Origin of the sequence: Lentzea flaviverrucosa, assembly GCF_003350445.1 — a bacterium.
Taxonomy (GTDB): domain Bacteria; phylum Actinomycetota; class Actinomycetes; order Mycobacteriales; family Pseudonocardiaceae; genus Lentzea; species Lentzea californiensis.
The window spans coordinates 246,119-272,611 of the sequence record NZ_QQAU01000001.1 but is presented as its reverse complement, the minus strand read 5'-3'; the positions used below and the strand labels follow the sequence as shown (position 1 = coordinate 272,611).

At 71.7% G+C, this 26,493-nt stretch carries 23 protein-coding genes; 12 read left to right on the top strand and 11 right to left on the bottom strand.

Going from position 1 to position 26,493, the window contains the following annotated elements:
* Positions 1-42 precede the first annotated feature (42 nt).
* On the bottom strand, positions 43-279 hold the full coding sequence (locus DFR72_RS01385) for a hypothetical protein (RefSeq protein WP_143086669.1): 237 nt from the start codon (positions 277-279) through the stop codon (positions 43-45).
* Between the two features lie 178 nt (positions 280-457).
* Between DFR72_RS01385 and DFR72_RS01380 the strand changes: the two genes are divergently transcribed.
* Both DFR72_RS01380 and DFR72_RS01375 read left to right on the top strand, forming a co-directional pair.
* Complete coding sequence (locus DFR72_RS01380) at positions 458-1,474, top strand: hypothetical protein (RefSeq protein ID WP_090064410.1); 1,017 nt, start codon at positions 458-460, stop codon at positions 1,472-1,474.
* Positions 1,471-2,178, top strand: a complete 708-nt coding sequence (locus DFR72_RS01375; protein WP_090064411.1) for a coiled-coil domain-containing protein — start codon at positions 1,471-1,473, stop codon at positions 2,176-2,178. The genes DFR72_RS01380 and DFR72_RS01375 overlap by 4 nt, the downstream gene beginning before the upstream one ends.
* A 121-nt stretch (positions 2,179-2,299) precedes the next feature.
* Here the strand turns inward: DFR72_RS01375 and DFR72_RS01370 are convergent, their stop codons facing one another.
* Both DFR72_RS01370 and DFR72_RS01365 read right to left on the bottom strand, forming a co-directional pair.
* Positions 2,300-2,785, bottom strand: coding sequence for a DUF1269 domain-containing protein (locus DFR72_RS01370; RefSeq protein WP_090064412.1), 486 nt, complete (start codon positions 2,783-2,785; stop codon positions 2,300-2,302).
* A 35-nt stretch (positions 2,786-2,820) separates the two neighbouring features.
* Positions 2,821-4,644: a glycoside hydrolase family 15 protein gene (locus DFR72_RS01365; protein WP_090064413.1), complete on the bottom strand. Its 1,824-nt coding sequence runs from the start codon at positions 4,642-4,644 to the stop codon at positions 2,821-2,823.
* A gap of 150 nt (positions 4,645-4,794) precedes the next feature.
* Here DFR72_RS01365 and DFR72_RS01360 point away from each other — a divergent pair, with 150 nt between their 5' ends.
* Both DFR72_RS01360 and DFR72_RS01355 read left to right on the top strand, forming a co-directional pair.
* Positions 4,795-5,199, top strand: coding sequence for a DUF7144 family membrane protein (locus DFR72_RS01360; protein WP_090064608.1), 405 nt, complete (start codon positions 4,795-4,797; stop codon positions 5,197-5,199).
* Positions 5,199-6,209, top strand: coding sequence for an AI-2E family transporter (locus DFR72_RS01355; protein ID WP_090064414.1), 1,011 nt, complete (start codon positions 5,199-5,201; stop codon positions 6,207-6,209). Before DFR72_RS01360 ends, DFR72_RS01355 begins: the two co-directional genes overlap by 1 nt.
* On the opposite strand, the gene DFR72_RS01350 is transcribed toward DFR72_RS01355, so the two are convergent.
* Positions 6,168-7,616 carry an alpha-amylase family glycosyl hydrolase gene (locus DFR72_RS01350; protein WP_090064415.1) on the bottom strand — a complete coding sequence of 483 codons (1,449 nt, stop codon included), beginning with the start codon at positions 7,614-7,616 and terminating at the stop codon, positions 6,168-6,170. The two genes, DFR72_RS01355 and DFR72_RS01350, sit on opposite strands and share 42 nt — an antisense overlap.
* Positions 7,613-10,216, bottom strand: coding sequence for an MGH1-like glycoside hydrolase domain-containing protein (locus tag DFR72_RS01345; RefSeq protein WP_090064416.1), 2,604 nt, complete (start codon positions 10,214-10,216; stop codon positions 7,613-7,615). Before DFR72_RS01345 ends, DFR72_RS01350 begins: the two co-directional genes overlap by 4 nt.
* A 137-nt stretch (positions 10,217-10,353) precedes the next feature.
* On the opposite strand from DFR72_RS01345, the gene DFR72_RS01340 reads away from it, so the two are divergent.
* Positions 10,354-11,190, top strand: coding sequence for a patatin-like phospholipase family protein (locus DFR72_RS01340; RefSeq protein WP_090064417.1), 837 nt, complete (start codon positions 10,354-10,356; stop codon positions 11,188-11,190).
* Here DFR72_RS01340 and DFR72_RS01335 read toward each other — a convergent pair.
* Genes DFR72_RS01335 through DFR72_RS01325 form a run of 3 tightly spaced genes read right to left on the bottom strand, consistent with a single transcriptional unit; the run spans position 11,180 to position 14,295 of the window.
* The gene (locus tag DFR72_RS01335) at positions 11,180-12,031 is read right to left on the bottom strand and encodes a universal stress protein (protein ID WP_090064418.1); all 852 of its coding nucleotides are present in this window, start codon (positions 12,029-12,031) and stop codon (positions 11,180-11,182) included. The genes DFR72_RS01340 and DFR72_RS01335 overlap by 11 nt on opposite strands.
* Entirely contained in the window at positions 12,028-12,855 is an 828-nt protein-coding gene (locus tag DFR72_RS01330) for a class II glutamine amidotransferase (protein WP_090064419.1), read from the bottom strand. Before DFR72_RS01330 ends, DFR72_RS01335 begins: the two co-directional genes overlap by 4 nt.
* Before the next feature lie 42 nt (positions 12,856-12,897).
* Positions 12,898-14,295, bottom strand: a complete 1,398-nt coding sequence (locus DFR72_RS01325) for a DUF2252 domain-containing protein (RefSeq protein WP_090064420.1) — start codon at positions 14,293-14,295, stop codon at positions 12,898-12,900.
* A 158-nt stretch (positions 14,296-14,453) separates the two neighbouring features.
* Here DFR72_RS01325 and DFR72_RS01320 point away from each other — a divergent pair, with 158 nt between their 5' ends.
* From DFR72_RS01320 to DFR72_RS01310, 3 genes are read left to right on the top strand one after another with little or no spacing between them, the layout of a single operon-like run.
* Positions 14,454-15,833 carry an MFS transporter gene (locus DFR72_RS01320; RefSeq protein ID WP_245982411.1) on the top strand — a complete coding sequence of 460 codons (1,380 nt, stop codon included), beginning with the start codon at positions 14,454-14,456 and terminating at the stop codon, positions 15,831-15,833.
* Between the two features lie 5 nt (positions 15,834-15,838).
* Positions 15,839-17,149 carry a hypothetical protein gene (locus DFR72_RS01315; RefSeq protein WP_211335255.1) on the top strand — a complete coding sequence of 437 codons (1,311 nt, stop codon included), beginning with the start codon at positions 15,839-15,841 and terminating at the stop codon, positions 17,147-17,149.
* Between the two features lie 29 nt (positions 17,150-17,178).
* Positions 17,179-17,697 carry a hypothetical protein gene (locus DFR72_RS01310; protein ID WP_090064422.1) on the top strand — a complete coding sequence of 173 codons (519 nt, stop codon included), beginning with the start codon at positions 17,179-17,181 and terminating at the stop codon, positions 17,695-17,697.
* A 113-nt stretch (positions 17,698-17,810) separates the two neighbouring features.
* On the opposite strand, the gene DFR72_RS01305 is transcribed toward DFR72_RS01310, so the two are convergent.
* A complete protein-coding gene (locus DFR72_RS01305; protein ID WP_211335254.1) occupies positions 17,811-19,112 on the bottom strand; it encodes a diacylglycerol/lipid kinase family protein in 1,302 nt (433 codons plus the stop codon).
* A gap of 140 nt (positions 19,113-19,252) precedes the next feature.
* On the opposite strand from DFR72_RS01305, the gene DFR72_RS01300 reads away from it, so the two are divergent.
* Complete coding sequence (locus tag DFR72_RS01300; protein ID WP_170176081.1) at positions 19,253-20,062, top strand: glutaminyl-peptide cyclotransferase; 810 nt, start codon at positions 19,253-19,255, stop codon at positions 20,060-20,062.
* A 61-nt stretch (positions 20,063-20,123) separates the two neighbouring features.
* Here the strand turns inward: DFR72_RS01300 and DFR72_RS01295 are convergent, their stop codons facing one another.
* Positions 20,124-21,047 (bottom strand): helix-turn-helix domain-containing protein, encoded by a 924-nt coding sequence (locus DFR72_RS01295; protein ID WP_090064425.1) that lies wholly within the window; start codon positions 21,045-21,047, stop codon positions 20,124-20,126.
* A gap of 108 nt (positions 21,048-21,155) precedes the next feature.
* Between DFR72_RS01295 and DFR72_RS01290 the strand changes: the two genes are divergently transcribed.
* Positions 21,156-22,322, top strand: coding sequence for an asparagine synthetase B family protein (locus DFR72_RS01290; protein WP_256238348.1), 1,167 nt, complete (start codon positions 21,156-21,158; stop codon positions 22,320-22,322).
* Here DFR72_RS01290 and DFR72_RS01285 read toward each other — a convergent pair whose 3' ends face one another.
* On the bottom strand, positions 22,323-23,288 hold the full coding sequence (locus tag DFR72_RS01285; protein ID WP_090064427.1) for an alpha/beta fold hydrolase: 966 nt from the start codon (positions 23,286-23,288) through the stop codon (positions 22,323-22,325).
* A gap of 62 nt (positions 23,289-23,350) precedes the next feature.
* Here DFR72_RS01285 and DFR72_RS01280 point away from each other — a divergent pair, with 62 nt between their 5' ends.
* Both DFR72_RS01280 and DFR72_RS01275 read left to right on the top strand, forming a co-directional pair.
* Positions 23,351-24,298: a helix-turn-helix transcriptional regulator gene (locus DFR72_RS01280; protein WP_090064428.1), complete on the top strand. Its 948-nt coding sequence runs from the start codon at positions 23,351-23,353 to the stop codon at positions 24,296-24,298.
* Between the two features lie 53 nt (positions 24,299-24,351).
* A complete protein-coding gene (locus tag DFR72_RS01275; RefSeq protein ID WP_245982410.1) occupies positions 24,352-26,493 on the top strand; it encodes a DEAD/DEAH box helicase in 2,142 nt (713 codons plus the stop codon).

Sequence of the window (26,493 nt, the reverse complement as noted above, 5' to 3'; positions counted from 1 at the left end):
CCCCGATGGAGTTGTCGTGGATGATCACGCGATCGAACCGCATCACTTCGCTGGGCAGGGCGGCCGAATGGCCTTGCCCGGCTGGGAGATCACCGCGAGCACCCGCCCGGCCACCCCGATCACCCTGGGCAACAGGCCGGCGGCGGCGAGCACACCGGTGACCGCGAGCGGGGACTCCTGCCCGCACTCGTCGTCCCCGGTGGCGGAGACGACGAACGCGAACAGCACGACGGCCAGCACGATGCGACGGGAACGGGAACGATCAGGTTGACGGCTCATGGAAGTCCGCACCTCCTTCGTGGTCCCGACGCTGCTCGCCTCACCCGGGACGGACTTCCCCCGCACGGGGCGAGCAGCGCGCCGGTGCGGGACGGCCTGTTCATCCGCGCCGGGTGAAGAAGCGGATCACCCCCTCCCCGGACTCTGTGACCAGTCCACGACGGGAAGAGGAGTCGCTGTGCCCAAGACCTGCCGGCCCGCTCTGCGGGATCTGATCGACGTAGTCCGGCCCGCACGGCCGGTCGCGTCCGTCTACATGGGATCGAGTCCGTCGCGCTCGTGGCGGTCGCGCTGGGTTCGCCTCGCCGACCAGTTGCGCAGTGACGGAGCGGGTGACGACCTGGTCGGTGCGATCGGTGCCGCGCTGCACAGAGCACACGACGCTGATCCGTCCGCGGGAACGCTCGTGGCGTTCGCGGGAGGCGAGGTTCCTCCGCGCGTCTTCGAGGCGCCCGGGCTGCGCCATCTGGACCTCGCGTGGTTCAGCTCGCCGGCGCACGTGCTGCCGTTGCTCGCGTGGGTGCAGGAGCGGCCGCCGTGCGTGGTCGCCGCCGTGAGCCGCGAGACCGCCGGCCTCGGCACGCCCACCGCCGACTGGATGTCGCTGCACTACGAGGGCCGGGACTGGTTCGAGGGCGTGCGGTCCGCCGCGGCGGCGGTCGCCGGGATGCTGGTCCGGCAGGACGCCAGGCTGCTGGTCGTGGCGGGGGAGGACGAGGTGGTGGCCGCGCTGTGGGGCGCGCTGCCTGCGGCCGTCCGGCGGGACACGACGGCGCGCTGGGTCGGCACCGACCTGAGCCCGAGCCGGATCGAGGACGAGGTGCGCGCGGCCGCCCGCACGTGGACCGCGGGAGTGCTGGCGGACTTCCACGAACGCGGCCGGGCCCGGCGGCTGGGGGTCGAGGGCGCGGACGAGACCCTCGGTGCGCTGGCCGACGGCCGGGTGGACGACCTGTTCGTGGGCCAGCCGGAGGACGTCACCGCCACCGCCTGGTACGGCCTCGAGCCGACCGACGTGGCCCCGGTGCAGCCCGTGGGGTCGCGCCGCCGCTGCGGGTTGCTCGCGGACGTCGCCGTGCGGGCGGCGCTGCTGAGCGGGACGCGGGTGCACGTGATCAACGCCGCTACCCGGCAGGCCCCCGAGGACGGCATCGGCGCGCTGTGCCGCGTGCCGCTGACCCTGGTGCGGCCATGACCGCGGAGCTGGTGCCGCTGCGCACCGGGTTCGACGTCGCGTGGCTGGGCTTCCGGCGCGACCAGGTCTGGCACTACGTGCACGAGGCCGAGCGCGACGTCGAGACGCTCACCGCGGACCTCGACGCGGCGGAGGCCAGGGCGGAGTCGCTCGCCCGGCACCTGGAGTCCGAACGGGAGGACAACCGCGTCCTGCGGGAACGGCTCGACCAGCTGCGGGCGGCCCCGCAGTCCCCGTACGCGGTCGGCGAACGCCTTCGGTACGTCGTGGAGCGCACACTCGCGCAGGCGGCCGAGATCACCGAACGCGCCATGGCGCTGGAGGACCACGCGTGGGAGTCCGCCCGCCGCACCCACGCCGAGCACCGGGAGCTGCTCGCGCAGACCAGGGAGCGGATGGCGCGGATCCTGCGGGAGGGGGAGGCGGGCCGCCGTGCGCTGGACGAGGCGGCGGCCCGCCACCGGGCGGAGGTCACCGAGGACTTCGAGCTGGCGCTGGCGTTGCGGCGCAAGCAGACCTGCCACGACGTGCGGCTGATGGAGGAGACCGCGCGCCGCCGGGCCGAGGCCGTCGTGCGGGAGGCGGCCCGCCGGGCCGACGTGATCAACGAGCACCGCGACCACGTCGCGGACGTGCTGCGCGTCGTGCACTCGCTGCTGGGCGAGGCGGCCGCGCGAGTGCCGGCGGTGAGCCCGGCACGGTGAACGCGCGAACCGGCCGGAGCAAGGGCATCTGCTCCGGCCGGTCCATCGGCGGGCGGTGGCGAGCCGGCATCGGCACCCCGGCAGTCGTCGCCGGTCCGGTCACCGCCGGGTCATCGAGCGGTCACGACGCGAACGTGTCCCGCAGCAGTTCCTCCTGTTCCTTGGTGAGGTTGGTGGTCAGCAGGGTGGCGCCGGTCTGCTTGAACCTCTCGGCCACCCGGTCGACGACGGCGCCCTCCGACATCACGAACAACGCGGAGGTGCCGGGCGTGACGGTGTCCCGGATCTCCTTCACGAAGTCGTCGTCGATGCCCGCACGGGACATCGACCCCGCCAGTGCGCCGATGCCGGCCCCGATCGCCGCACCCAGCACGGGCACGAAGAAGATCAGGCCGAACAACAGCCCCCAGAAGCCGCCACCGAGCGCTCCGGCACCCGTGAGCTTGCCGAGCTCCCTGGTCTTCGGCCGTTTCGCGTCCGGGTCCCAGTACACGTAGGCCGCGTCGCGAACGATGATCAGCTGCTGGTCCTGCAGCTTCGTCAGCTCCTGCAGCGCGCTGTGCGCCCCGTCGGTCGTGTCGAACTTCCACACGGTCAAAGTCGCCATGCCGATGACTGTGCGAGGCGCAGGCCGCCGCGTCCTCACCCGTCACGAGTGAGCTGCTCGTCGAGGGTGACGGCGGCGTCGATGAGGGCCAGGTGGGTGAACGCCTGCGGGAAGTTGCCCAGCTGCTCCCCGGTCACCGCGATCTCCTCGGCGTAGAGGCCGACGTGGTTGCCGTAGGTCAGCATCTTCTCGAACACCAGCCGCGCCTCGCGGGCCCGTCCGGACAACGCCAGCGCGGTCACGTAGTTGAAGGTGCACAACGAGAACGAGCCCTCCGCGCCGCGCAGCCCGTCGGGTGCCGCGTCCGTGTCGTAGCGCCGCACCAGGCTGTCGCTGACCAGTGACTCCATCGCGGCCAGAGCGTCCAGCCACAGCGGGTCCCGCGGCGCGACGAACCCCACCTGCGCCATCCGCAACAACGACGCGTCGAGGACCTGCGAGCCGTAGCGCTGCACGAACGCCCCGGTGCGGTGGTCCCAGCCCTGGTCCCACACCTGGCCGTAGATCCGGTCGCGCTGCGAGCGCCACCTCGCCACCGGCGCGGGTTTCCCCTCGCTCTCGGCGATGCGGATCGCCCGGTCGAACGCGACCCAGCTCATCACCCTGCCGTAGGTGAAGTCCGCACGGCCGGCGCGCGTCTCCCAGATGCCCTCCTCCGGCTGGTTCCAGTTCTCGGCGAGCCAGTCCAGCAGCTCGACCACCGCGTGCCAGCCGCGGTGCCCGATGCGCAGGCCGTGCTGGTGCGCGGTGTGCACGCTGTCCAGCAGTTCGCCGTAGATGTCGAGCTGCAACTGGCCGGCCGCGTCGTTGCCGATGCGCACGGGCGAGGACCCCCGATGTCCCTCCCAGTGGTCGAGAACGTGCTCGGTGAGGTCCGCCGACCCGTCGACCGCGTACATCACCCGCAGCGTCTCACCCTCGGCGAACCGCTCGGTGAGCCAGCCGCCGAACGCCGCGGCCTCCTCGGTGAACCCCAGCCGCAGCAACGATCCGACGGCGAACGAGGCGTCCCTGATCCAGGTGTAGCGGTAGTCCCAGTTCCGCTCGCCGCCGAGCTGTTCGGGCAGTCCGGCCGTCGGGGCGGCGACGACCGCCCCGGTCGGGGCGTAGGTGAGCAGCTTCAGGGTGATGGCCGAACGGTCGACCGCCTCCCGCCAGCGGCCCCGGTAGGTGCCGCGGGCGAGCCATTCGTGCCAGAACCGCACGGTCCGTTCGGACAACGCCTTCGCCTCGGCCGCGTCGACGGCCAGCGGCGGACCGTCCACACCGGACTCCAGCACGATGCCGCGGGTCTGCCCCTCCTCCAGGCTGATCGTCGCGCGCAGGTCACCGGTGTCGGTGATCTGCGCGGACACCAGCCGGGCGTCGCCCGGTTCGCGCACGGCGTGCAGCACCAGTCCGAACTGGCCGCACGCGAAGACCACGCTGTCGTCGGTGAGGTGCGTGCGGTGCGCCCGGCGGCCGTAGTCGAAGCGGGGGGCGACGTCGAGCTCGAACGTGATCCGCCCGCGGACGCACCGCACGAGGCGCACGAGCCGGTGCCGTTCGGTGGGGCCTTCGTCCGGCAGCGGCGGCATGAAGTCGATGACCTCCCCGGTGCCGTCCTCGGTCATGAAGCGGGTGATCAGCACCGCCGTGTCCGGGAAGTACAGCTGCTTCCCCGTGCCGGTGAACCCGGCGGGCCGGATCCGGCAGAACCCGCCGCGCTTGCGGTCCAGCAGCGAGGCGAACACCGAGGGCGAGTCGAACCGGGGGCAGCAGAACCAGTCCACGGTGCCGTCGGTGGACACCAGCGCGGTGGTCTGGAGGTCGCCGATCAGGCCGTGGTCGGCGATCGGCGCGTACGGGGGTGTGGTCATGGTGACGAGGCTCGCCCGGCGAACGGCCCCGGTCTTCACCCGCCGGAGCGGACACGTGCCCCCGCACTCACACGCGGCGGGTGAAGATCCACCCGCCGGCACCGGGGCACGGTGGGCCCGACCAACGCTTCGGGAGACAACGGAGGCACGATGCAGGACACAGGCTGGCTCGGCTGGATCTGGTTCGCGGGCATCATGATGATCGTCATGGGGGCGTTCAACGCCATCGAGGGGCTCGTCGGGTTGTTCCGCGGCGAGTACTACGTCGCCAACGGCGAGCAGGTGATCGTCTTCGACCTCACCACCTGGGGCTGGATCACCCTGCTGCTGGGCGTGCTGGTGGCGCTCGCGGGCGCCGCACTGCTCTCCGGTGCCGCGTGGGCCAGGGTGCTCACGGTGATTCTCGCCGCGGTGAACGCGGTGGCACAACTCGCGTTCGTCTCGGTGCACCCGGTGTGGTCCACGATCGTCATCACGCTGTGCGTGCTGGTGATCTGGGCCGTGGTGGTGCACGGCAGCGAGGCGGCGGCAACGCTCGAGTCGTCATCTCGTTGATGCCACGCGCATTGACGATTCTGCTCGGTGCCGCGTCGGCGGTGGTCGTGGTCGCCGGGCTCAAGGCGGTCGCGTGGCTGGTGGCGCCCACCGTGCTGGCGGGGCTGATCGTGATCGCGATCAGCCCCGCGCACCGGTGGTTGCGAGGGCGGGGTGCACCGTCCTGGCTCGCGACCACGGCGGTCGTGGTGCTGGTGTACGCCGTGCTGGGCGCGATCGCGGTGACGGTGGTGGTGTCCGGTGTGCGGCTCGCCGGGATGTTGCCCGAGTACGCGGCGCACCACCTGGTGCAGCAGGCGGAGCACGTGCTCGCCGGCCTGGACCGGGGCAAGGTCCTCGCCTCGCTCACCGGACTGCTCTCGGACCTGACCGGGCTCACCACGAGCCTGGTGTTCCTGCTGGCGCTGCTGCTGTTCCTCGGCGTCGAGGTGCACTGGACCGACAGCCGGCTGGCCGAGATCGCGGAGCAGCGGCCGCGGCTGACGGTGGCGTTGCGGGAGTTCGCCCGCCGCACCCGGCGTTACCTGCTGGTGACGACGGTGTTCGGCGCGGTGGTCGCGGTGCTGGACACGGTGGCGCTGGCGTTGCTGGGCGTCCCGCTCGCCCTGTTGTGGGGCGTGTTGTCCTTCGTCACCAACTACGTTCCCACCGTCGGGTTCGTGCTCGGGGTGCTGCCGCCCGCCGCGCTCGCCCTGCTGCAGCACGGACCGCGCCGCGCACTCGCGGTGCTGGCCGTGTACGGGGTGCTGAACTTCGTGGTGCAGTCGCTGGTGCAGCCGCGCTACACCGGGGACGCCGCAGGGCTCTCGACGACCACGACGTTCCTGTCGCTGGCGTTCTGGGCGTGGGTGCTCGGCCCGCTCGGCGCGTTGCTGGCGGTGCCGCTCACCGTGCTGGTGAAGGTGTTGCTGGTGGACGCGGACCCGCGTGCGGGCTGGGCCGCCGCCCTGCTCCGCACGCGGGCCCGGTCACGCCACGGACAACACGTGGAAACCCCACGGGTGCAGTGACACGAACAGCCCCTCGGCGGTGAGGTCGCGGTCGAAGACCTCACCGCCGAGCAGGTCCGCGAACCGCCAGGGCCGCGGTTGCCAGTCGAGCGGGATCCGGGCCTGTGCGGGTGAGTCGGAGAAGTTGACCACCACGACGTGCCGGGACCCGCCGACCTCGATCCACTCCCACGCGAGCAGCGAGCGGTGCGACTGGTTGTCCGGCCAGCCCTCGGTGCCGAGCAGGAACCACTCGCCGTCCCGGAGCCGGTGTTCGCGCACGGTCGCGAGCAGGTGCCGGTACCAGGCGGCGAGGTCGTGGCCGGGCGGCTCGTCCGGGCGGCGGTTGAGGAACACCGGCGGCCGGACCGTCCGGCCCTCGAACTGGCCCTCGTGCCACAGCGTCGCTCCCGGCAGCGTGGCGACGACGACCGCGGCCGCCTTGGCGGCGTCCGGCGGGAGAACGGCCGCCAGCCGCGGCTCGTCCTGGTTCTCCAGGAACCGCACCAGCTTCGCCTGGTAGCCGATGTCGGCACGCAGGTGCGCGCGCACCCCCTCGACGTCCCGCGAGACGAGCCGGTCGTAGAGGCGCTTGTCGTAGCAGAAGGCGAAACCCTGCTGCTGCAACGTCCATTCCATGTCCCAGTACGCCTCCGCGATCAGCACGGTCTCGGCGTGCTGATCGCGCAGACCGTCGATGATCTCGGGCCAGAACTCGCGTTCCGGCGCCTCGCGGCCCCAGGTGCGCGCGAACACGTCGTTGGTCATGAGCATCGCCATGTCGCAGCGGATGCCGTCGCAGCGGGCGGCGATGCCGGCGAGCGTCGTCGTGGCCGCGGCCCGCAGGGCGGGGGAGAAGGCGTCGAGCTGCACGACGTCCGGCCACGGCGGGAAGAACGGGTCCCGGCCGCGCGCGAAGACGTGCTCACCGATCGCGAGCCAGCGCTCGGGGTTCTCCGCGTAGTCGTCGACGTCGCCGCGGACGAACAGTTCCGGGCGATTGGTCACCCACGGGTGGTCCGGCGCCACGTGGTTCGGCACGAAGTCGAGCACCAGCCGCACCCCGCGGATCGCGAGCTCCGCCCTCGCCTGCGCGAGGCCGTCGTCGCCGCCGAACTCCTCGGCCACGACGTAGCGCCGCACGCAGTACGGCGACCCGCTCACGTCCTGCGGACGCAGGTCCGGCAGCGCTGCCTTGAACGACGCCCGCAACCCGGTCCGCGCGTTGGCGAGCGCCAGTCCGGTCGTGCTGCGTTCCCACACCCCCATCAGCCACACCGCGTCCACTCCGGGCGGTGTCACGGCGTTCCAGGCGGAGGCGGGCACGTCGCCGAGCGTGACGGACCGCCCGGCGTCCCGGGACAGCTCGCCCAGCCACACCGCGGTGTTGACCTCGTAGACCACGGGCCGGTCCGGCCATCCGCTCATCGCACACCCTCCCTCGCGGGCACGCGGGACAGCAGCGCCACGAGCGCCGTCCAGCCGGTCTGGTGGCTCGCGCCGACGCCCGCTCCGTTGTCACCGTGGAAGTACTCGTAGAACAGCGGCAGGTCCCGCCAGTGCGGGTCGTCGCGGTAGCGCGTCTGTCCACCGTGGACCGGACGGCGGCCGTCCTCGCCGGGCAGGAACGTCGCGAGCAGCCGGTCGCTGATCTCGCCCGCCACCTGCTGCAGGGTGAGGCGCCGCCCCGACCCGGTCGGACACTCGACGGTGAAGCCGTCCCCGTAGTAGGAGTGAAGGTGCAGCAACGCGCGCACGACCATGGCGTTGATCGGGAACCACACCGGACCGCGCCAGTTGGAGTTGCCGCCGAACATGGAGCTGTCCGACTCCGCGGGCTGGTACCCGACGCGGTGCTCCACGCCGTCCACCGTCAGCACGTACGGGTGCTCGGCGTGCCACCGTGAGAGCGACCGGACGCCGTAGGGCCCCAGGAACTCGTTCTCGTCGAGCACCCTGGCGAGGATCCGGCGCAGCCGGCTCTCGTCGAACAGCGCGAACAGCACCGGCCCGTCGCCGTCGGTCTGCGCGCCGTGGCCCCACAGCGCGGCGCGGACCGCGGGGTGCCGGTCGAGGAAGTCCCGCATGCCGTCGACGAGTCCCGGGTGCTCGCGGCGCAGCTCGGCCCCGACGACGGTCGCGGCGGCGAGCGGGATCAGCCCGACGGCCGACTGCACGCGCAGCGGCGTCGACGTGCCGTCCGGGTTCCGCAGCACGTCGTGGAAGAAGCCGTCCTCCTCGTCCCACAGCCCGTTGCCGACGTGGTTGGTCGCCGCCGCGATCCACGCGAGGTTCTCCAGCAACGTCGCGGCGTGCTCCAGGTACGCGGGGTCCTCGTGCGCGAGCTCGAGTGCGATCTGCAGGAGGTTCTGGCAGAACAGCGCCATCCACGCCGTGCCGTCGGCCTGGTCGGTCCGCCCTCCGGCCGGCAGCGGCGCGTTGCGGTCGAAGACGCCGATGTTGTCCAGCCCCAGGAAGCCGCCCTGGAACAGGTTGCGGCCGTCGGCGTCCTTGCGGTTGAGCCACCAGCCGAAGTTGCGCAGCAGCGGCGGGAAGACGCGTTCCAGGAAGGCCCGGTCACCGGTCCCGGTGGTGTCGCGGTCGTGCTGGTAGACGAACCAGGCCGCCCACGCGTGCACCGGCGGGTTGACGTCCCCGAAGTTCCACTCGTAAGCGGGCAACTGCCCGTCCGGGTGCAGGTAACGGCGGCCCAGCAACAGTTCCACCTGCTGCTTCGCCGCCGCCGGGTCCACCACCGCGAGCGGCACCGCGTGGAACGCGAGGTCCCACGCGGCGAACCACGGGTACTCCCACTTGTCCGGCATGACGACGACGTCCCCGGCCGCGAGGTGCCGCCAGTCCTCGTTGGACAGACCGCTGGGTGCGCCGATCGGGTCCGCACCGCGTTCGACGAGCCAGCGCTCGACGTCGAGCCCGTAGTACTGCCGCGACCACAGCAGCCCGGCCAGCGCCTGCCGGCACACCAGCCGCTCGTCGCTCTTCGGATCGCCCCCGAGCACCTCGTCGTAGAAGTCGTCGGCCTCCTCGCGGCGGGCGGAGATCACCGCGTCGAACCCGCTGAACGGCTCGTCCGTGGCGGTGGCGGTGAAGCGGACGCGGACGGTCTCGCCGCCACCCGGAGGAATCGTCAGCACCTGGTGGGCGGCGGCCTTCGTGCCGACGCCGTCCGGGGCGAGCGCGGTGAGATCTCCACGCAGCACAGCGCGTTCGACGCCGTCCTTGACGTACGGGGTGGTGTTGGGAATGCCGAAGACCCGCTCGTCGTCGGTCTCGTTGCCGGTGACCATCAACTGGCCCTCGGCGTACCACCACCACACGCCGAGCTCGGGGTGCGCGGCCCGCACCGTGCCCGTGCCCAGCGTGTGCAGTGAGGGCTCGGTGGTGCCCGCCCACGACCACGTGTGCCGGAACCACAAAGTCGGCACCACGTGCAGCGTCGCCTCGTCCGGCCCGCGGTTGTGCGCGGTGACCCGCATCAGGACGTCCTCGGGTCCCGCCTTGGCGTACTCCACGACGACGTCGAAGTAGCGGTCGTCGTCGAACACGCCGGTGTCCAGCAGCTCGTACTCCGGGTCGTCCCGGCCGCGCTGTCCGTTGGTGGCGACCAGATCTTCGTAGGGGAAGGCCCGCTGCGGGTACTTGTAGAGCATCCGCTGGTACGACGAGGTGGGCGTGGCGTCGAGGTAGAAGTAGCACTCCTTGACGTCCTCGCCGTGGTTGCCCTCGGCGTTGGTGAGGCCGAACAGCCGTTCCTTGAGGATCGGGTCGGCACCGTTCCACAACGCCAGCGCGAGGCACACCCGCTGCCGGTCGTCGCTGAAGCCCGCGAGCCCGTCCTCGCCCCAGCGGTAGGCGCGGTACCGCGCCTGGTCGTGGGTGAACGACGTCCACGCGTCATCACCGTTCGACGCCTCCCGGACCGTGCCCCACTGCCGTTCCCCGAGGTACGGTCCCCAGCGCCGCCACTCGTCCGGTTCCCGCAGCCTTTCCTTCTCCGCACCGGCCACGTCGTCCGCCTTTCGCTCGGCACATCAGGTGATCGCCAGGCTGGCGGCGGGCGGCGCGCGGCGGGTCACCCGGCGCGGGTGGTTCGGCCGGGGACTGGCCCCTCGTGAGCGGGGACGCCCGGCGGCAGAATGGTCCGGTGAAGACCGCGTTCGTGTTCGCAGGCGGCGGAAGTCTGGGCGCGGTCGAGGTGGGCATGCTCGCGGCGCTCGCCGGCGAGAGCATCCAGCCCGACTTGGTCGTCGGCACATCGGTTGGCGCTGTCAACGGCGTGTGGCACGCGGCCCACCCAGGACCCGAGGGGGTCCGCACCCTCACGGATCTGTGGACGTCGTTGTCCCGCAAGGACGTCTTCCCGATCCGGCCGGTGCGCGGCCTCCTCGGTGTCGCCGGGCTGAGCGACCACCTCGTGCCCAGCACGGCGCTGCGGCGCCTGCTGCGGACCCACCTCTCCGGCATCACACTCGGGAACACGCCGACGCCCGCGCACGTCGGCGCCACGGACGTGTTGTCCGGGGATGAGGTGGTGCTCTCCGAGGGCGACGCCGTGGACGCGGTGATGGCGAGCACCGCGATCCCGGCGGTGTTCCCACCGGTACCGCTCGGCGGCCGGTACCTGATGGACGGCGGCGCGGTCAACAACAACCCCGTGTCGCACGCCGTGGCACTGGGCGCGGACAGGGTCTGGGTCCTGCCGACGGGGTACGCCTGCGACCTCGAAGAGCCGCCGCGCAGCGCTCTCGGGATGGCGCTGCACGCGTTGACGTTGCTGGTGAACCACCGGCTCGCGGTGGACGTCGAGCGCTACCGGGACGAGGTCGACCTCCGCGTGGTGCCGCCGTTGTGCCCGCTCAGCGTGTCACCGGCGGACTTCAGCCGGTCCCGGGAGCTGATCGACGCCGCCCGCCGGAGCACTCAGCAGTGGCTCGCGGCGGGCCGTCCGGAACGCGGCCTCCTGCACCCCGTCACCGGATGAGCCCGGCCTGCCGGTCGGCCGAGGTCACGATCACCAACGGGCACGGCGCGTGCGAGACGAGGGCTTGACTCGTCGAGCCGAGCAGCATGCCGTCGAACCCGCCGCGGCCGTGACTGCCCACCACCAGGAGCTGTGCCTCGGTGCCGTACCGCATGAGCGCGCGCACCGGGCGGTCCCGCGGCAGCGCGCGTTCCACCCGCACGCCGGGATACCGGCTCTGCCACTTGGTGAGCACCTCGCAGGCGTCGTCGTCGGCCTCGTCGCGGGCCGCGGCGAACCGCGCGGTGCGATAGGCGCTCTCCACGGTGAAGCCGGGCCTGCACAGGAGCACCGTCAGCCGGGCGGCGCGCAGAGAGGCGGCTTCGAAGGCGAACGCCAGCGCGGCCTCGCTCGCCGCGGAACCGTCGTGGCCCACCACGATCGCACCGCCGGTCGCGGCCAGGCCGCGCACGATCACCAGCGGGCACTTCCCGTGCGAGGCCAGCGCGGCCGCCGTCGACCCGACCAGCATGCCCCTGACGTTGCCCAGGCCGTGAGCCCCGAGCACCAGCAGCCGCGCGTGCTGGGACTCCTCGATCAGCAGGCTCGTCGCGCCACCGCCGACCGGTTCGGTCGTGACCTCCACGTCCGGTCCCGCGGCACGGGCGGCCGTGGCGGCCTCGTGCAGGCACGCCGCGCCCCGCTCCTCGTCCGTCGCGGTGAGTCTCCCTCCGGCGGGCAACGAGAACGCGTGCACCAGCCGCAGCGGTGCGTCGCGCCGGGCGCATTCGTCGGCGGCCCACATGACCGCGGCCAGCGCGGACGACGAGCCGTCGACCCCGGCCACCACCGGCCCGCTCATCGCAGCGGCCCGAACGGGAGGAGCTCCTCGACGCCGCCCCGCGCGACGACGCAGGTCGACTCGGGCACCTCGCGCCACGCACCGTGCAGGTCGCCCAGCGGTTCCGACACCACGAGCCGGGTGTCGGGGGAGAGCCCGTGCAGGGTCGGGTTGTCCGGGTACTGCTGCCGCAGCGTCGTGATGTCGGTGCTGTGGAACAGGGTGCGCGAGCGGTGTTCGCTGGAGTAGCGGAACGCCCAGGTGGTCTCGCCGTCGGTCGTGGCGACCGTCATCTGCAGCGGGTGCGCCACGCCGTGGTTCCTGCCGATCGCCTCGACGAACGCGGCGGTGCGGGCGACGGCCATGGGCGGGTCGTGCTCCAGGCCGAAGGTCAGCGCGAGGAAGAAGAGGATCTCCGAGTCGGTCGATCCCTCGATCTCGGAGTAGAGCGAGGGATCGACCACCAGCGAGAGTTCCCTGCGCACCAGGGGGAAACCGGCGATGAGCCCGTTGTGCATCCACAGCCGGCGGCCGTGCCGGAACGGGTGGCAGTTGGTCTGCTGGACCGCCGTGCCGGTGGACGCGCGGACGTGCGCGAAGACGACGCCGGCTGTGGTCTGCGCGGACAGCTCCCGCAGGTTGCGGTCGTTCCAGGCGGGTTCGGTGCTCAGGAACAGACCTGGTTGCGACGCGGTCGCGTACCAGCCGACCCCGAACCCGTCACCGTTGGTGGTCTCCACTCCCAGCCGCGAGTGCTTGCTCTGGGTGACGAGCGAGTTCGCCGGCACGTAGAGGAGCTCCTCCAGCAGCACCGGGGAACCGGAATACGCGAGCCATCGGCACATGTGTGTCCTCCACAGAAGGGGTTCTTCGCTGGCAAGGGATCGTCACAGTCCACTTCGGACCTCGATGCGCCCGGCCCTGGCCGCGCGCGCGACCAGCCGGTAGTCCTGCTCGTTGCGATCCGCGTAGCTCTCGGCGAACTCGGTCAGCGCGGCGTCGAACACCTTGCCGTCGTCCAGGTACGCGGCCATCGCGACCCGGTCGCCGGTCCGCGCGTGCGCCCTGGCCAGCGTCCAGCCGCACAGCGTTCCGTACAGCCGCAGGCCGGCCGCGTCCATGGACTCGACCGCCGCCGAGCCCTTCCAGTCGCGCAACTGCCGGACGTGGAAGTCCCTGGTGAGCCCGTCGATCCCCTCGGCGGTCTCCCAGCCGAGGAAGATGTCGCCGGTGGCCTGCATCAGCCGCTGCCCGGTCACGACCCGTTCGCCCTCGCTGCGGTGGTTCGGGCGCAAGACACCGGGCAGGTGGTCCGCGAGAACCGACCGCGGCGCCTCCTTCACCTGCAGCAGCAACGGATCGTTCTCGTCGCGCCCGTACAGCAGCACGATCCAGCACCGGGTCCCGACACTGCCGACGCCGACGACCTTGCGCGCCATGTCGACGAACCGGAACCCGTTCATCAGATGACGCCGGTCTGCGGGCAGCGTGGTGGCGTAGCCGGCGAGCAGGTCCTGGACCATGAACTCCAGGTCCTCGCGGTCCGCGTCGGGCACCAGGTGGCCGACCGGCACGAGAAGCGGCGGATCTGCCGTGATGCGGCGGCACCCGTCGACGACGGAGGTCAGCTTGCGGTAGGCCTGCAGGCTGTCCCGCGTACGGGCTTTCGCCTGCTGCCGCGCGAAACGGCGTTGCTTGGTCTTGTCCGCGCGTGCTTTGAGCATGGCCTCCACCTCGTCGGCACCGGCCTGGGCGTACCAGACCTGCAGATCGCCCTGCCCCGCGAAGCGGTTCATCGCCGACCGGTACCGGCCGGTGGCGGCGCGCACGGCGGCCGCCCGTGCCTTGCGCCCCAGCCCGTTCTCCCGGCCGGCGACGGCGATGCTGGCCGCGAGGCGTTTGACGTCCCACTCCCACGGACCGGGCAGCGTCTCGTCGAAGTCGTTGAGGTCGAACACCAGGCGCCGCTCCGGGGAGGCGAAGACCCCGAAGTTGCTCACGTGCGCGTCCCCGCTGAGCTGGCAGGTCAGACCGGACGACGGCGTCGCCGCGAGGTCACCGGCCATCACCGCGGCCGCGCCGCGGAAGAACGCGAACGGCGAGGCCAGCATCCGCCCGTACCGGATCGGCACCAGCTCCGGCAGGCGGGTGGCGTCCTGGCCGGCGAGCACCTCCACCGGGTCGGGCCGGCCGGTGCCCTCGGGCAGCTCCGCGTGTGCGGCGAGCGGAACCTGCTTGCGGGCGGCCAGACCCGTGGCGATCCTCGCGGCCACCGAACCGGTCATCGCGCACCTCCCCGCTGACGGAACCGGCGGCTCCGGTCCACCTGCGACGCAACACCGCCGCGGTCGCCGGCACACCACCCGCCGCGGGGGAGCACCGGCGCGGCACCTCATCCGCGGCGCGTGAAGCGCTCCGGATGCGGCCGCCGGAGTCTGATCGAGTGGACTCCAACGCCTTGCGCAGAGTGCTCGTGCCCCTCGCCCTCGCCCAGTTCATCTGCAGCTTCGCCGGCTCCAACATGAACGTGATGATCAACGACATCAGCCGGGACCTGGACACCACCGTCCAGGGCGTCCAACTCGCGATCACGATCTTCCTGCTGGTCATGGCGGCGCTGATGATCCCCGGCGGCAAGCTGACCGACCGCTACGGCCGCAAGCGATGTCTCACCGCGGGCCTCGCCGTGTACGGCCTCGGCGCCGTGCTGAGCGCGTTCGCGCCCGGCCTGCCGGTCCTCATCGTCGGCAACTCGATCCTGGAGGGCATCGGCACCGCGTTGCTGATCCCGCCCGTCTACATCCTCGCGACGATGCTGTTCACCGGCGTCACCTCGCGGGCCCGCGCGTTCGGGGTGATCAACGGCATGGCGGGCATCGGCGCCGCCACCGGGCCGTTGATCGGCGGGCTCATCACGACGGTGCTCAGCTGGCGGGTGGCCTTCCTGTTCCAGGCGCTCGTCGTCGTGGTGATCTTCGTGTTGAGCCGCAAGCACGTCCGGGATCCGCGGCCACCGGACCCGAGCCGCCCGTTCGACGTCCGCGGCGCGGTGCTGTCGTCGGCCGGGCTCGTCCTGATCGTGTCGGGCGTGCTGGCGGCGGACGACGACCTCTGGCTGATGCTGGGGTTGATCGCCGCCGGAGCCCTGACGCTCGTGTGGTTCTTCCACTCCGTGCGCGCCAAGGAACGCGCCGGCGTGGAACCGTTGCTCTCGACCGAGTTGTTCCGCAGCCGCACCTCCAACCTCGGCCTGGTCACGCAGAACGTGCAGTGGCTCGTGCTCATGGGCATCTCGTTCGTGGTCTCGGCCTACCTCCAGGTCGTGCGTGGCTACAACGCGATCGAGACCGGCCTGATCCTCACCGCCGCGACCGCGGGCGTGCTGCTGGCGTCCCTGTCCGCCGAGCGCCTCGCGCGCCGGCACGCCCAGCGCAGCCTCGTGCTGAGCGGATTCGCCGTCACGATCACCGGCATCGCGCTCTTCCTCGGCCTGCTCGCCGTCTCGCCGCAGGTGTGGACGTTCCTGCCGGGCCTGTTCCTGATCGGGCTCGGCATCGGCGCCATGCTGACGCCGTCGGTGAACGTCGTGCAGTCGAGCTTCCCGGACGCGCTGCAGGGCGAGATCTCCGGTCTGTCGCGCAGCGTGTCCAACCTCGGGTCGTCGCTCGGCGCCGCGATCGCGGGCACCATCCTCGTCGCCGGCATCACCCGAGCGCCCGAGCACTCGTACGCGCTGGCACTGGTCGTGCTGGCGCTGATCGCACTCGGCGGCATGGTGGCGGCGGCGTTCCTGCCGCGGACCACGCCGGTCCAGGCGCGGTGACCGGGATGACGGACGAACTGCCGCGGTTGCGCGCCGAGGTGTATGCGCTGCAGGCGCGCCTCGACCGGCGGGAGCGGCGCGCGGCCACGGTGAGGATGGTGCGCCGGATCGGTGCCGCCGTCCTGGTCGCGGTGACGGCGTTCGCGCTCGTGATGAGCGTCGTCGGCATCTGGAGCGCACGAACGGCGCTCGACACCGACCGGTGGGTCGCCACGGTCGCGCCCCTGCCGAAGGACCCCGAGGTCGCCGCCGCGGTGGCGGACTTCGCGACCGTCAAGCTCTTCGAGGCCGTCGACGTCGAACAGCGGCTGCGGGCGGTGCTGCCCGAGCAGGCCGCGTTCGTCGCCGGACCACTGGCGAACCAGCTCCACGCCCCGGTGCGTGCGACGGCCACCGAGGTCCTGGGCAGCGACCAGTTCCAGCGCGCCTGGACCGAGCTCAACCGCCGCGCCCACCAGCGTGCGCTCGCCGTCGTCGAGGGCGACAGCGACCTGGTCGCCGTCCACCAGGACCGGGTCGAGATCGACCTGCTGCCGTTGATCAACGAGATGCTCCGGGCGCTCAGCGCGCAGCTGCCCACCCTGTTCGGCAGGCAACTCTCGCTGCCGGACCTCGGCAGCGGTGAGATCCCGGCGGACCTGCGGGAACGGGTGCAGGACTCGCTCGGCGTGACGGTGCCGGAGAACTTCGCACAGTTCACCGTCTACGACTCCGGGCAGCTGTGGGCGGCCCAGCAGGCCGTGGTGACGGCCGAGCGAAGCCTGGTCCTGTTCCTGCTCGGCACGTTCGTGCTGCTCGTGCTCGCCCTGCTCGTCTCGCCCGATCGCCGGCGCACGGCGCTGCAACTGGGCCTGTGGCTGGTGGTCGCCGCGGTGGCGGTCACGGCGGCGCTGCGCGCGGTCCGGGAGCAGGTCCTCCTGAACGTGCCGGAAGGGCTCTACCGCGACGGCGCCGCGGACGTGCTGACGGCGGTCTTCAGCCAGCTGCGCACGCGGGGCTGGCAGATGCTCTGGACAGGCGCACTGCTCGCCGCGCTGATGTACGTGATCGGACCGGGCAGGGGACCGGTGTGGTTGCGCCGCAGGACCGTCCAGGCCTGGGGAGCGATCCGCCTGGGCGGGCAGGCGCTCGCCGCCCACGGTCCAGGGTGGACCGCGCGCCACCTCGACGCCGTGCGCGTCGGCGGCGTCGCCGTGGCTGTCCTGCTCGCGTTGCTGCTCTCGTCGTGGACAGCCCTGTTGTCGATCGTGGTGGTGCTGGCGGCCTACGAGCTGCTGGTGACCGTGTTCGCCCTGCGTTCCACCCGCACCGGATGACTCAACTGATCGAACAGAGGAGAAGTCGTATGGCCATCGGGCCGATCCAACTGATCGTGCTGGGCTTCACCCACCCGGACTTCCGCGGTGAGGTGATCGCCGAACTGGAGGAACTCCGCAAGACCGACACCGTCCGCGTGATCGACGCCCTGGCCGTCCACAAGGACCCCGAGGGCGCCATCGCGGTCGAGCACCTGAGCAACCTCTCGCCCGCCGAGGCGGTCGAACTGGGCAGCAAGATCAGCGTGCTGCTCGGCCTCGGTGCGGCCGAGGGAGCCGAGTCGGCGCGGGAGAAAGGCGGCGTCCACCCGTTCAGCGACGCGGACGCGTGGGACGTGCTCGCCGAGATCCCCGACGACAGCGCGGCCGCATTGCTGCTCGTCGAGCACCACTGGGCCGTACCACTGCGCAACGCCGTCGCCCGCGCCAACGGCTTCCGCATCTCCGACGGCTTCATCAGTCCCCTCGACCTGATCGCGATCGGGCTGGTGAGCGCGGAAGAGGCCAGGGAACTGCACGACCTGGAAACAGCAGGATCGGCGAAATGAGGAGGCAGACATGTTCGGATCACGGCGCGTGGCCCGCCGCACCGCACGACGCACGGTACGGCGAGCCGGGAGAGCTTCCGGGATGTTCAGGTCACGCCGGCTAGCGCGGTAGCTCAGGACAGGGCGAGCTCGCGCAGCCGCGCCCAGTCCAGTTCTGGCCGCGGCTGCGGCGCCCCGGGCCGGTGGCGCGGCACCCTCACGCGCAGCGCCCCCGGCCTGACCACGCACCGCACGGGAGTCGTCATCATGACCGCCTCTCCGTCCACGCCGACCGGCAGCAACGGGGTGTCCGCCGTGATGACGACCTCCGTCGAGGTCCGCATGAGCACGGCGTCCGACCGCCGCCGGCCGCGCAGCAGGCCGGCGGCTTCCGCGGCGTCGCGCACCGTCACCGCGAGCACGCCCAGCACGCCGCCGTCCAGTCGTGGCCTGCGACCCAGCCCGGCCAGGTCGCTCGACCCGTACGGGTTGTTGCTGACCAGCACCGCCTGCGCCCCGGCCAGCCAGGCCCCGCCCGCCTGCAGGCGCAGCGCCGTCGAACGCGGCCCGTTCAGCAGGTCCGGCAACATCTCCAGCGTCGTCCGGGTCTTGCCCTCGCGGTAGGCGGGACTCCGCACGACCTCGGCGTACGCGCCGAACGACGCGTTGTTGACGAAGGTGCGGTCCCCGGCCACGCAGAGGTCGACCCGCACCTCGACGCCGTCGGTGAGAGCGTCGAGGCAGCGGCGTGGATCATCGCGGTCCAGACCGAGGTCGAGCGCGAAGTGGTTGCGGGTGCCCGCCGAGATGACCATGAACGGCACCCCGCGTTGCGCCGCGATACCGGCGACGACGGCCTGGGTGCCGTCACCCCCGGCCACCCCGAGCAGGTCGGCGCCGTCGTCCAGCGCCCGCCGGGCGAGCGCGGCGACGTCCTGCGAGCCGTCGAGCACGCGGACCTCCGCACCCAGGGCCGTCGCCAGTCCGGGGAGCCCGAACCGCCCGACCTTCCCGTCACCGGACCTCGGGTTCATGATCAGGAACGGCCGCCGGGGCCGTGGCACCTCGAGCTCGACCGGACGGGCGGTCACGCCGTTCGCGGCGAGCGCGCGCCGTCCGCAGGCCAGCGCGACGAACCACAGCAGGGCGCACACGACGACCACCCACGCCAGGCGGGCCTGCACGTACAGGACGACCACGGTCAGCGGTGCGAGCACCACGAGCAGCCCGCCCAGCCACCGCACGAGACCGCGGTGGGCGAGGAACCACCAGGCGCCCACCAGCGCGATCACCGTCCCCGCCGCACCGGTCAGCACCAGCCCGGCGCCGGCGCGCACACCGGCCGCCACCAGCACGACCACGACGGCCGTTCCCGCCGCCACGAACGCGAGCCGGGCCATCCGGCGTTGTTCTGGCGACACAGTCACATCGGTCACGGCAGCCTCCAAAGTGGAATGTCCCTCCACCCTGACCGCGCCCGGCGCGGGCGGCCTCACCCCGGCCGGATGAACGGGCCCGGCGGGCTCACCCACACCGGCGGAAGCGCCCCCGCGGGACCGGCACGACGATCGGTGCGGTGAAACCGTTGTGCGTCAACAGAGTTCTCTGCCCACTGACCGCGGTGCTGCTGGCTCTCACCGCCTGTTCGGCTCCCCACCCCGTCGCCCAGGTCACCTCGGCCAGTCCCGTGCCGATAGCCACGAACTCCACCGCACGGCACTTCCGCGCACAGGTCCTCGCACGTGTCCCCACCGACCGGGCCGACGCCCGTGGCCTGGAACTGGTCGGCGATCTCCTGGTCGAGAACACGGGGGCGGTGATCCGCGCGGTGGCACCCGCCACCGGTGAGGTCCGGGCCCAGCAGACCGTGCCGCCGGGCAGCGGGACCGCGCTGACCCCGGCCGGGTTGTGGCACGCCGGCGTGGCGTTGCTGGACCCGCGCTCACTGGCCGAACGGCGCCGGGCCACGGTCACCGCCGAGGCCTGGGGACTGTGTTACGACGGAACGCACCTCGTGCAGTCCGACGGCTCCACCACATTGCTGCTGCGCGACCGCGACACCGCGGAGCTGATCCGCGAACTCCGCGTCGACGCCCGCGAGTGGGCGGCGGCACGGCTCGGTGAGCTCCACTGCGCGACCGTCGACGGACGCCCGCAGGTGTGGGCGGCCGTGACCGGCACGGACTGGATGATCCGGGTGGACCTCGTCTCGGGCACCGTCACCGCGGACGCCGACCTCACCGCCGTCACCGTCGCCGAGGTGCCGACGGGCCGCAACCAGGTGATCGGGGGCATCGCGGCGGTGCCGGACGCGGCGGGGGAGCTGTGGCTCACCGGCAGGCACTACCACCACCGCTACCGGATCCGGCTGCATCCCCGGTCGTGACGCGGCCTGAGAATGGTTGTCTCCATAGTTTCAGTGTTGACAGAAATGAACCGTCCGGTGGTCAACGTCGGGCAGCTTCTCCTTCGATGGCGAACCGCAGCGCTGAAGCCAGCCAGTGCAGTTCTTCGGTGGCGTCCGGCGAGCGGCGCCGTCCCCGCACGCGACCGACGAGCCCCCGGTACTGTTCCGCGCCCGCGTCGATCCCCGCCTGCAGCGATACCAGCACCGCGCTCAGGTCGGTGTCGCGGAACATGGTGGAGATCAACTCCGCTGCGGCGGGATCGTCGGGTTCGGCGCCCTTCTCCCTGGCCTGCGCGACGTTGTTCACCACCTGCCGGGCCCACCAGATGGTCGCGCCGGGTGGTGCCTTCTGGCCGGGGGCGGGGGTGTTGAGTTCCAGGAAGGTGCCCAGCCGGGCGCGGAAGCCCGGGTCCTGGAGGAGTTCCGCCAGTTCGATCCAGGCGTCCACCTGGTCGGGTGTGGGGTCTTCGGGCAGGTCGATGCTGAGTTCGCGCACCCGTTCGCGCAGTTCCGGGGCGATGTCGAGGCGGCCGAACACGTCCGCCTTGAAATCGTCGACGATCTGCGCGCGTTCGGCGGTGGAAAGCCGTGCCAATCTGTTCATCAATGCTGTCTCCTCGAGGGTGGACCGACGTTTCGACACTGTGGACAGCACGGCCCGGCTCACTTTCAGGGCACGGATCTGCGCGTCGATCGCGGCGACGTGCACCGCGGCGACGTCGCCGACCGTTGCCCTTTGCTCAAGTACCCGGCGCACGTCGTCGAGTCCGAGACCCAGTTCGCGCAGAGCGCGGATGAGCTCGACGCGCGCCACGCACGCGGCGTCGTAGAGCCGGTAGTCGCCTGCCGTCCGGCCTACCGGCTCGATGACGCCCTCGTTCGACCAGAACCGCAAAGTACGTGCGGAAACGCCCGTACGGCTGGCGAGCAGGCCGATGGTGAGCAGGTCCGTGCTGTCGTCCATGGGCCAATCCTCGACGTTGCAGCCGCTGGAAGGTCAAGCGCGGCCTCCGGTCAGTTCGGCGGCTCGCCGACGAGGACGTGCACGAACGTGCCGGACAGGCCGTAGCTGCTGACCCCGGAAGCACGTCCCCACCACGAGGACGTCGGCACCACCGTCACGCGCGTCGCCGATCTCCTCCAGGACATCACCGAGCGCCACATCCAGGCCGACGTCCCGCTCGGCGCCCTGCTGTCGGGCGGCTTGGACTCCAGCGCCCTGGTCGCACTCGGTCAACGTGCCGCGCGCCGCGGCGGGAGGCCGCTGCGGACGTTCTCCGTCGACTTCACGGGCAACGCCGGCCACTTCGCGGGCACCAGCCTGCGGTCCACTCCGGACGCTCCGTTCGTACGCGACGTCGCGACCCGTTGCGGTGTCGAGCACCACGACATCGTGCTCGACTCCGCCGAGCTGACCGATCCCGCTCACCGCCGGGCCGTGGTGACCGCCAAGGACGCGCCCGCGCTCGGTGACATGGACACCTCGCTGTACCTGTTGTTCCGCGCGGTCCGCGAACGCACCACCGTGGTGCTCTCCGGGGAGAGCGCCGACGAGGTCTTCGGCGGCTACCCGTGGTTCCACGACGCGGACCGAGTCCACGCCGGTGACCACCCGTGGCGGTACTTCACCGGCCACAGCGGCACCTACCAGGCGTTGCTGCGCGACGACGTCACCGCCGGCCTCGGCATCGCCGCACATCGCGAGGCGCACTACCGGCAGGCACTCGGTGAGGTTCCCCGGCTGGGCGGTGAGACCGATGACCGCATGCGGAGGATGACGTACCTGCACCTCACCAGCTGGCTGCCGCACCTGCTCGACCGCAAGGACCGGCTCAGCATGGCCGTGGGCCTCGAGGTGCGGGTGCCGTTCTGCGACCACCGGCTCGTCGAGTACGCGTTCAACACCCCGTGGGCTCACCACAGCTTCGACGGCCGCGAGAAGTCCCTGCTCCGGGCGGCCGTGGCGCCACTGCTGCCCGCCAGCGTGATCGGCCGCACGAAGGCGCCGTACCCGGTCACCCACGACCCGGCCTACCACCGCGCGATCACCGGCCAGGCCCGCGACCTGCTCGCCACGCCGTCCGCTCCCGTGTGGACACTGCTGGAACCCGAACGGCTGCGCGACCGGCTCGACCGGCCCGGCACCGATCACGCGACCCGTTCGGGCATCGACTTCGCACTCAACCTCGACCTCTGGCTGCGCACGACACAGCCTCCGAGCGAGTCCTCCGTGGACTGATCAGCGGTCCTGAGTCGCGGAATCCTGACTCTCCAGCCATTTCAGGATCGCGCGGTTCGTCTCCTCCGGCTTCTCCTGCTGGATCCAGTGACCGCAGTCCAGGGTGACCACTTCCACGTTCGGCACGAAGTGACTCAGGTTCTCCAACCTCGGAACGACGTCCCGGTCGCCGTAGATCATGAGGGCCGGCTGGCGGATGATCGGTTCCACGTCCGCCAGCCGGTGCCAGTTGCGGTCGGAGTTCCGGTACCAGTTGATGCCGCCCGTGAAGCCGGTCGACTCGAAGGCGGCGACGAAGACGGCCAGCTCGTCGTCGCTCATCAGGGGCTCGCCCAGCGGTGCCTCCGCTCTGGCGAGATCGATCAGCGCCATTCCCGGCTGAGGCGCCCTGGGGGGTTCGTTCTTCCGGTACATGTTGCGGAGGAACCGGGACGTGTTCTCGTCGAACACGGCGTCGGCCACACCGGGATGCCGGTTGAAGTGGACGTAGTAGAAGTCGCTGCCGAGCACGTCTTCGATGAACTCGACCCAGGGCTTCGCCCCGCGCTCTTGGTACGGCACGCTCAGGTTCACCAGCTTGTTCACGCGGTCCGGGTGCAGCAGGGTGAGCCCCCAGACGACGATCGCACCCCAGTCGTGACCGATGAAGGTGGCGTCCTCGTAGCCGTAGTGGTCGAGGAGTGCGACGAGATCACCCGACAGGTGTTCTAGGTCGTAGGCCGTCACCTCGGCCGGACGTGACGAGCCGCCGTAGCCCCGCTGGTTCGGGACGATGACGTGGAAGCCCGCCGCGACGAGGGCAGGCACCTGGTAGCGCCAGGAGAAGGCGTGCTCGGGCCAGCCGTGGCAGAGCACGACGGGTCGTCCCGCGTTGTGCCGGCCTGCCTCGAAGACTTCGAGTTCCACGCCGTTGACGGGAACCAGGGTGGGCTCGGGAAAATCGGTCGGATCGAACGCTGAGGTCATGCCGTGATCCTGCCGACCGAAACAGGTCACCCCATGACCGCTTTCCGTGAAATCTTTGCGGAGTGCGAACCGACCGGCTGGTGGCCGTTCTCCTCCTGCTGCAACGACGGGAGCAGGTGACGGCGGCGGAGGTCGCCCGGGAGCTGGAGGTCTCCGAGCGCACCGCTCGCCGCGATCTCGACGCGCTGGCCATGGCCGGGGTGCCCGTGTACTCGATGCAGGGCCGGGGCGGCGGCTGGCGCCTCGTGGGCGGCGCCCGCACCGACCTGTCCGGGCTGACCGCGAACGAGGCCCGCGCCCTGTTCCTGGTCGCCGGCCCGGCCACGGTCATGACGCCGGCCGTGAAAGCGGCGCTGCGCAAGCTCGTCCACGCCCTGCCGGAGCCCTTCCGGGGCCAGGCCGAGGCAGCGGCGTCGTCGTTGGTCGTGGACCCGCGGCGGTGGGGGTCGAGCCGGAGCGAGCACCGGCCGCCCCGCTTCCTCGAAGAACTCCAGGACGCGGTGATCCACGGCGTCCAGGTGCGGCTCGGCTACGTCGACCGCGAAGGCGTCGGGACCGCGAGAACCGTCCACCCGCTGGGCATCGTCGCCAAAGGCCCGTCGTGGTACCTCGTGGCCGGCACCGAGGCCGGCCGGCGGACCTTCCGCGTCGACCGCGTGTCGTCCGTCGCTCCGACCGGAGATCCCGTGCACCGGCCTGGCGACTTCGACCTCGCCGAGAGCTGGCGCGCGATCGCCGACGAGGTCGACCGCAGGCGAACGCCTCTCGAGGTCCAGGCGGTGTGCGTGCCCCACGGGACGGGTCTGCTCCGGATCGCGTTCGGCGACCGGCTCGAGGTGGGAGGTGCCACGGCGGACGGCCGCGTCGAGGTCGTGATCCGCGGCCGGGACGAGCACGTGCTCGCCGGTGAGCTCGCCGGACTGGTCGAATGGGTCGAGGTGACCGGTCCTGCGCGGGTGCGAGATCACCTGGTCTCCATCGGCAACGCGCTCGTCGAGCGGTACGGCTGAGAGACGGCGTCCGGCCGATGGGTACTGTTGGCCCGCCTGACGGAAGGACACGGGTGGACGACTCGTCGAAGGTCGGTAGGCACGCTCGCGAGGTCTTGGCCGCCGCGAAGGCGTTCCGCGCCGAGGCAGCAGGGGTGCGCGCGGAACCGGACCGGCTGCGCGCGCTCGCCGCCGCGCACCACCAGGCGGTCCGGGACTCGCTGGTGGCCGACCGGCTCCGCGCCATGCCGGTGGACGCACTGCGGGACACGAAGGCGAACCTGCGGCTGAGCAAGCTGAAGGCCGCCGGGTACCGGACCGTCGCCGATGTCGTCACAGCGCGCCCGGAACAGCTCGACGGCGTGCCCGGGGTCGGCAGGCAGTCCGCCGAGCAGATCGTGCGGGTCGCCCGCGCCGTCGTCGACGGCGTCACGCGCGACACCTCCGTCCGGCTGAACCCCGACCGCGCCGACCGCGCGCAGACCGAGCTGCTGCAGCTGATGTCCAAGCTGCGCAGGGCGAACCAGCTCGTCGGTCCGCTGCGCGAGCCGCTCGGGGACGTGCTGGGCAAGGTCGACGCCGACGTGCGCGCCGCGGCCCGTGCCCTGAGCCGGGTGCGGATGTTCTTCTCGTTGCGGAAGAACCGGCAGGCCGCCCTCGACTCGCTCGGCCGGCTCGAGGGCCTGCTGGCCAGTCGTGACGCGGCGGCGTTGCGCGCGGTGGGCACGCAGCTGCGCGTGCCGGACCTCGACCACCGCGCGCTGTGGCGCGACTACGAGCTCGACGCGGCCGCCTACAACACGCTCCTCGCCGACCTGGCCGGTGCGGACGGGGTGCCGGATCGCAGTGCCGCCCGCGGTTTCGTCCCGGCCGACATCGAGCAAGAGGTCGACGCGACCACACTGGACACCAGTCTGCTGAAGGTGTCGTTGCGCGGCTACCAGGTGTTCGGAGCCAAGTTCGCGCTCGCCCGCAAACGCGTCATCATCGGCGACGAGATGGGACTGGGCAAGACGATCGAGGCCATCGCGGTGATGGCCGGCCTCGCCGCCGGCGGGCGGCGCGGGTTCCTGGTGGTCTGCCCGGCGAGTGTCGTCGTCAACTGGGTCAACGAGATCGCCCGGCACAGCGACCTCGTACCGCACCGGATGCACGGCGCGGGCCGCGACGGCGCGGTCGGCGAGTGGCTGGCACAGGGCGGCGTCGGCGTGACGACGTTCGGCACGTTGCCGAAACTGGTGCTGCCGAAGAAGTTCCGCCCGGCTCTGGTCGTGGTCGACGAGGCGCACTACGTGAAGAACCCGGACACGCAGCGCTCCCAGGCGGTCAACAAGATCGTGCAACGCGCGGAACGGGCGATGCTCCTCACCGGCACGCCGATGGAGAACCGCGTCGAGGAGTTCCGCAACCTCGTCGCCTACCTCCAGCCGAGCGTCGCCGCCGGCACGGGTTCCATCGACGCCGTGGTGGGAGCGAAGGCCTTCCGCCGCGTCGTCGCGCCGGTGTACCTGCGGCGCAACCAGGAGGACGTGCTGGGGGAGCTGCCGGAGCTGCTCGAGGTGGAGGACTGGGTCGAGTTCGGCAAGCAGGACCGCGCCGCGTACCTCGACGCGGTGCGCGAGGGGAACCTGATGGCGATGCGCCGCGCCGCCTACACGCCGGGCACGCCCGACGGCTCGGCGAAGCTGGAACGGCTGCTGGAGATCATCGAGGAGTCGAGGGACAACGGCTGGAAGGTCGTGGTGTTCTCGTACTTCCACGACGTGCTGGACGCGGTCGCGGAGCACGTCGAGGTCTTCGGTCCCCTGACCGGCGCGACGTCGGCGCAGGGCCGTCAGGAACTGGTGGACGCGTTCACCGCGTGCGAGGACCACGCGGTGCTGGTGGCCCAGATCGAGGCGGGCGGCGTGGGCCTCAACATCCAGGCCGCGTCCGTCGTGATCATCGCCGAGCCGCAGTGGAAGCCGAGCACGGAGGACCAGGCGATCGCCCGGTGTCACCGGATGGGCCAGGTCCGCAAGGTCCACGTGCACCGGTTGCTGGTCAAGGACAGCGTGGACGCGCGGGTGCAGGAGATCCGCGACCACAAGACCCTGCTGTTCGACCACTTCGCGCGCGAAAGCGACACGAAGCACTCGCACGCGAGCGCGCTGGACTCGGCGGTGTCGGTGGAGCAGCGAGTGGTGCAGGCGGAGCAGCAGCGCCTCGGCCTCTGA

Excerpts from the sequence above, each read along its gene's own strand:
- DFR72_RS01385 (WP_143086669.1), bottom strand. The coding sequence starts at position 279 with ATGAGCCGTCAACCTGATCGTTCCCGTTCCCGTCGCATCGTGCTGGCC.
- DFR72_RS01375 (WP_090064411.1), top strand. The coding sequence starts at position 1,471 with ATGACCGCGGAGCTGGTGCCGCTGCGCACCGGGTTCGACGTCGCGTGG.
- DFR72_RS01370 (WP_090064412.1), bottom strand. The coding sequence starts at position 2,785 with ATGGCGACTTTGACCGTGTGGAAGTTCGACACGACCGACGGGGCGCAC.
- DFR72_RS01365 (WP_090064413.1), bottom strand. The coding sequence starts at position 4,644 with ATGACCACACCCCCGTACGCGCCGATCGCCGACCACGGCCTGATCGGC.
- DFR72_RS01360 (WP_090064608.1), top strand. The coding sequence starts at position 4,795 with ATGCAGGACACAGGCTGGCTCGGCTGGATCTGGTTCGCGGGCATCATG.
- DFR72_RS01355 (WP_090064414.1), top strand. The coding sequence starts at position 5,199 with ATGCCACGCGCATTGACGATTCTGCTCGGTGCCGCGTCGGCGGTGGTC.
- DFR72_RS01350 (WP_090064415.1), bottom strand. The coding sequence starts at position 7,616 with ATGAGCGGATGGCCGGACCGGCCCGTGGTCTACGAGGTCAACACCGCG.
- DFR72_RS01335 (WP_090064418.1), bottom strand. The coding sequence starts at position 12,031 with ATGAGCGGGCCGGTGGTGGCCGGGGTCGACGGCTCGTCGTCCGCGCTG.
- DFR72_RS01330 (WP_090064419.1), bottom strand. The coding sequence starts at position 12,855 with ATGTGCCGATGGCTCGCGTATTCCGGTTCCCCGGTGCTGCTGGAGGAG.
- DFR72_RS01325 (WP_090064420.1), bottom strand. The coding sequence starts at position 14,295 with ATGACCGGTTCGGTGGCCGCGAGGATCGCCACGGGTCTGGCCGCCCGC.
- DFR72_RS01315 (WP_211335255.1), top strand. The coding sequence starts at position 15,839 with ATGACGGACGAACTGCCGCGGTTGCGCGCCGAGGTGTATGCGCTGCAG.
- DFR72_RS01310 (WP_090064422.1), top strand. The coding sequence starts at position 17,179 with ATGGCCATCGGGCCGATCCAACTGATCGTGCTGGGCTTCACCCACCCG.
- DFR72_RS01295 (WP_090064425.1), bottom strand. The coding sequence starts at position 21,047 with ATGGACGACAGCACGGACCTGCTCACCATCGGCCTGCTCGCCAGCCGT.
- DFR72_RS01285 (WP_090064427.1), bottom strand. The coding sequence starts at position 23,288 with ATGACCTCAGCGTTCGATCCGACCGATTTTCCCGAGCCCACCCTGGTT.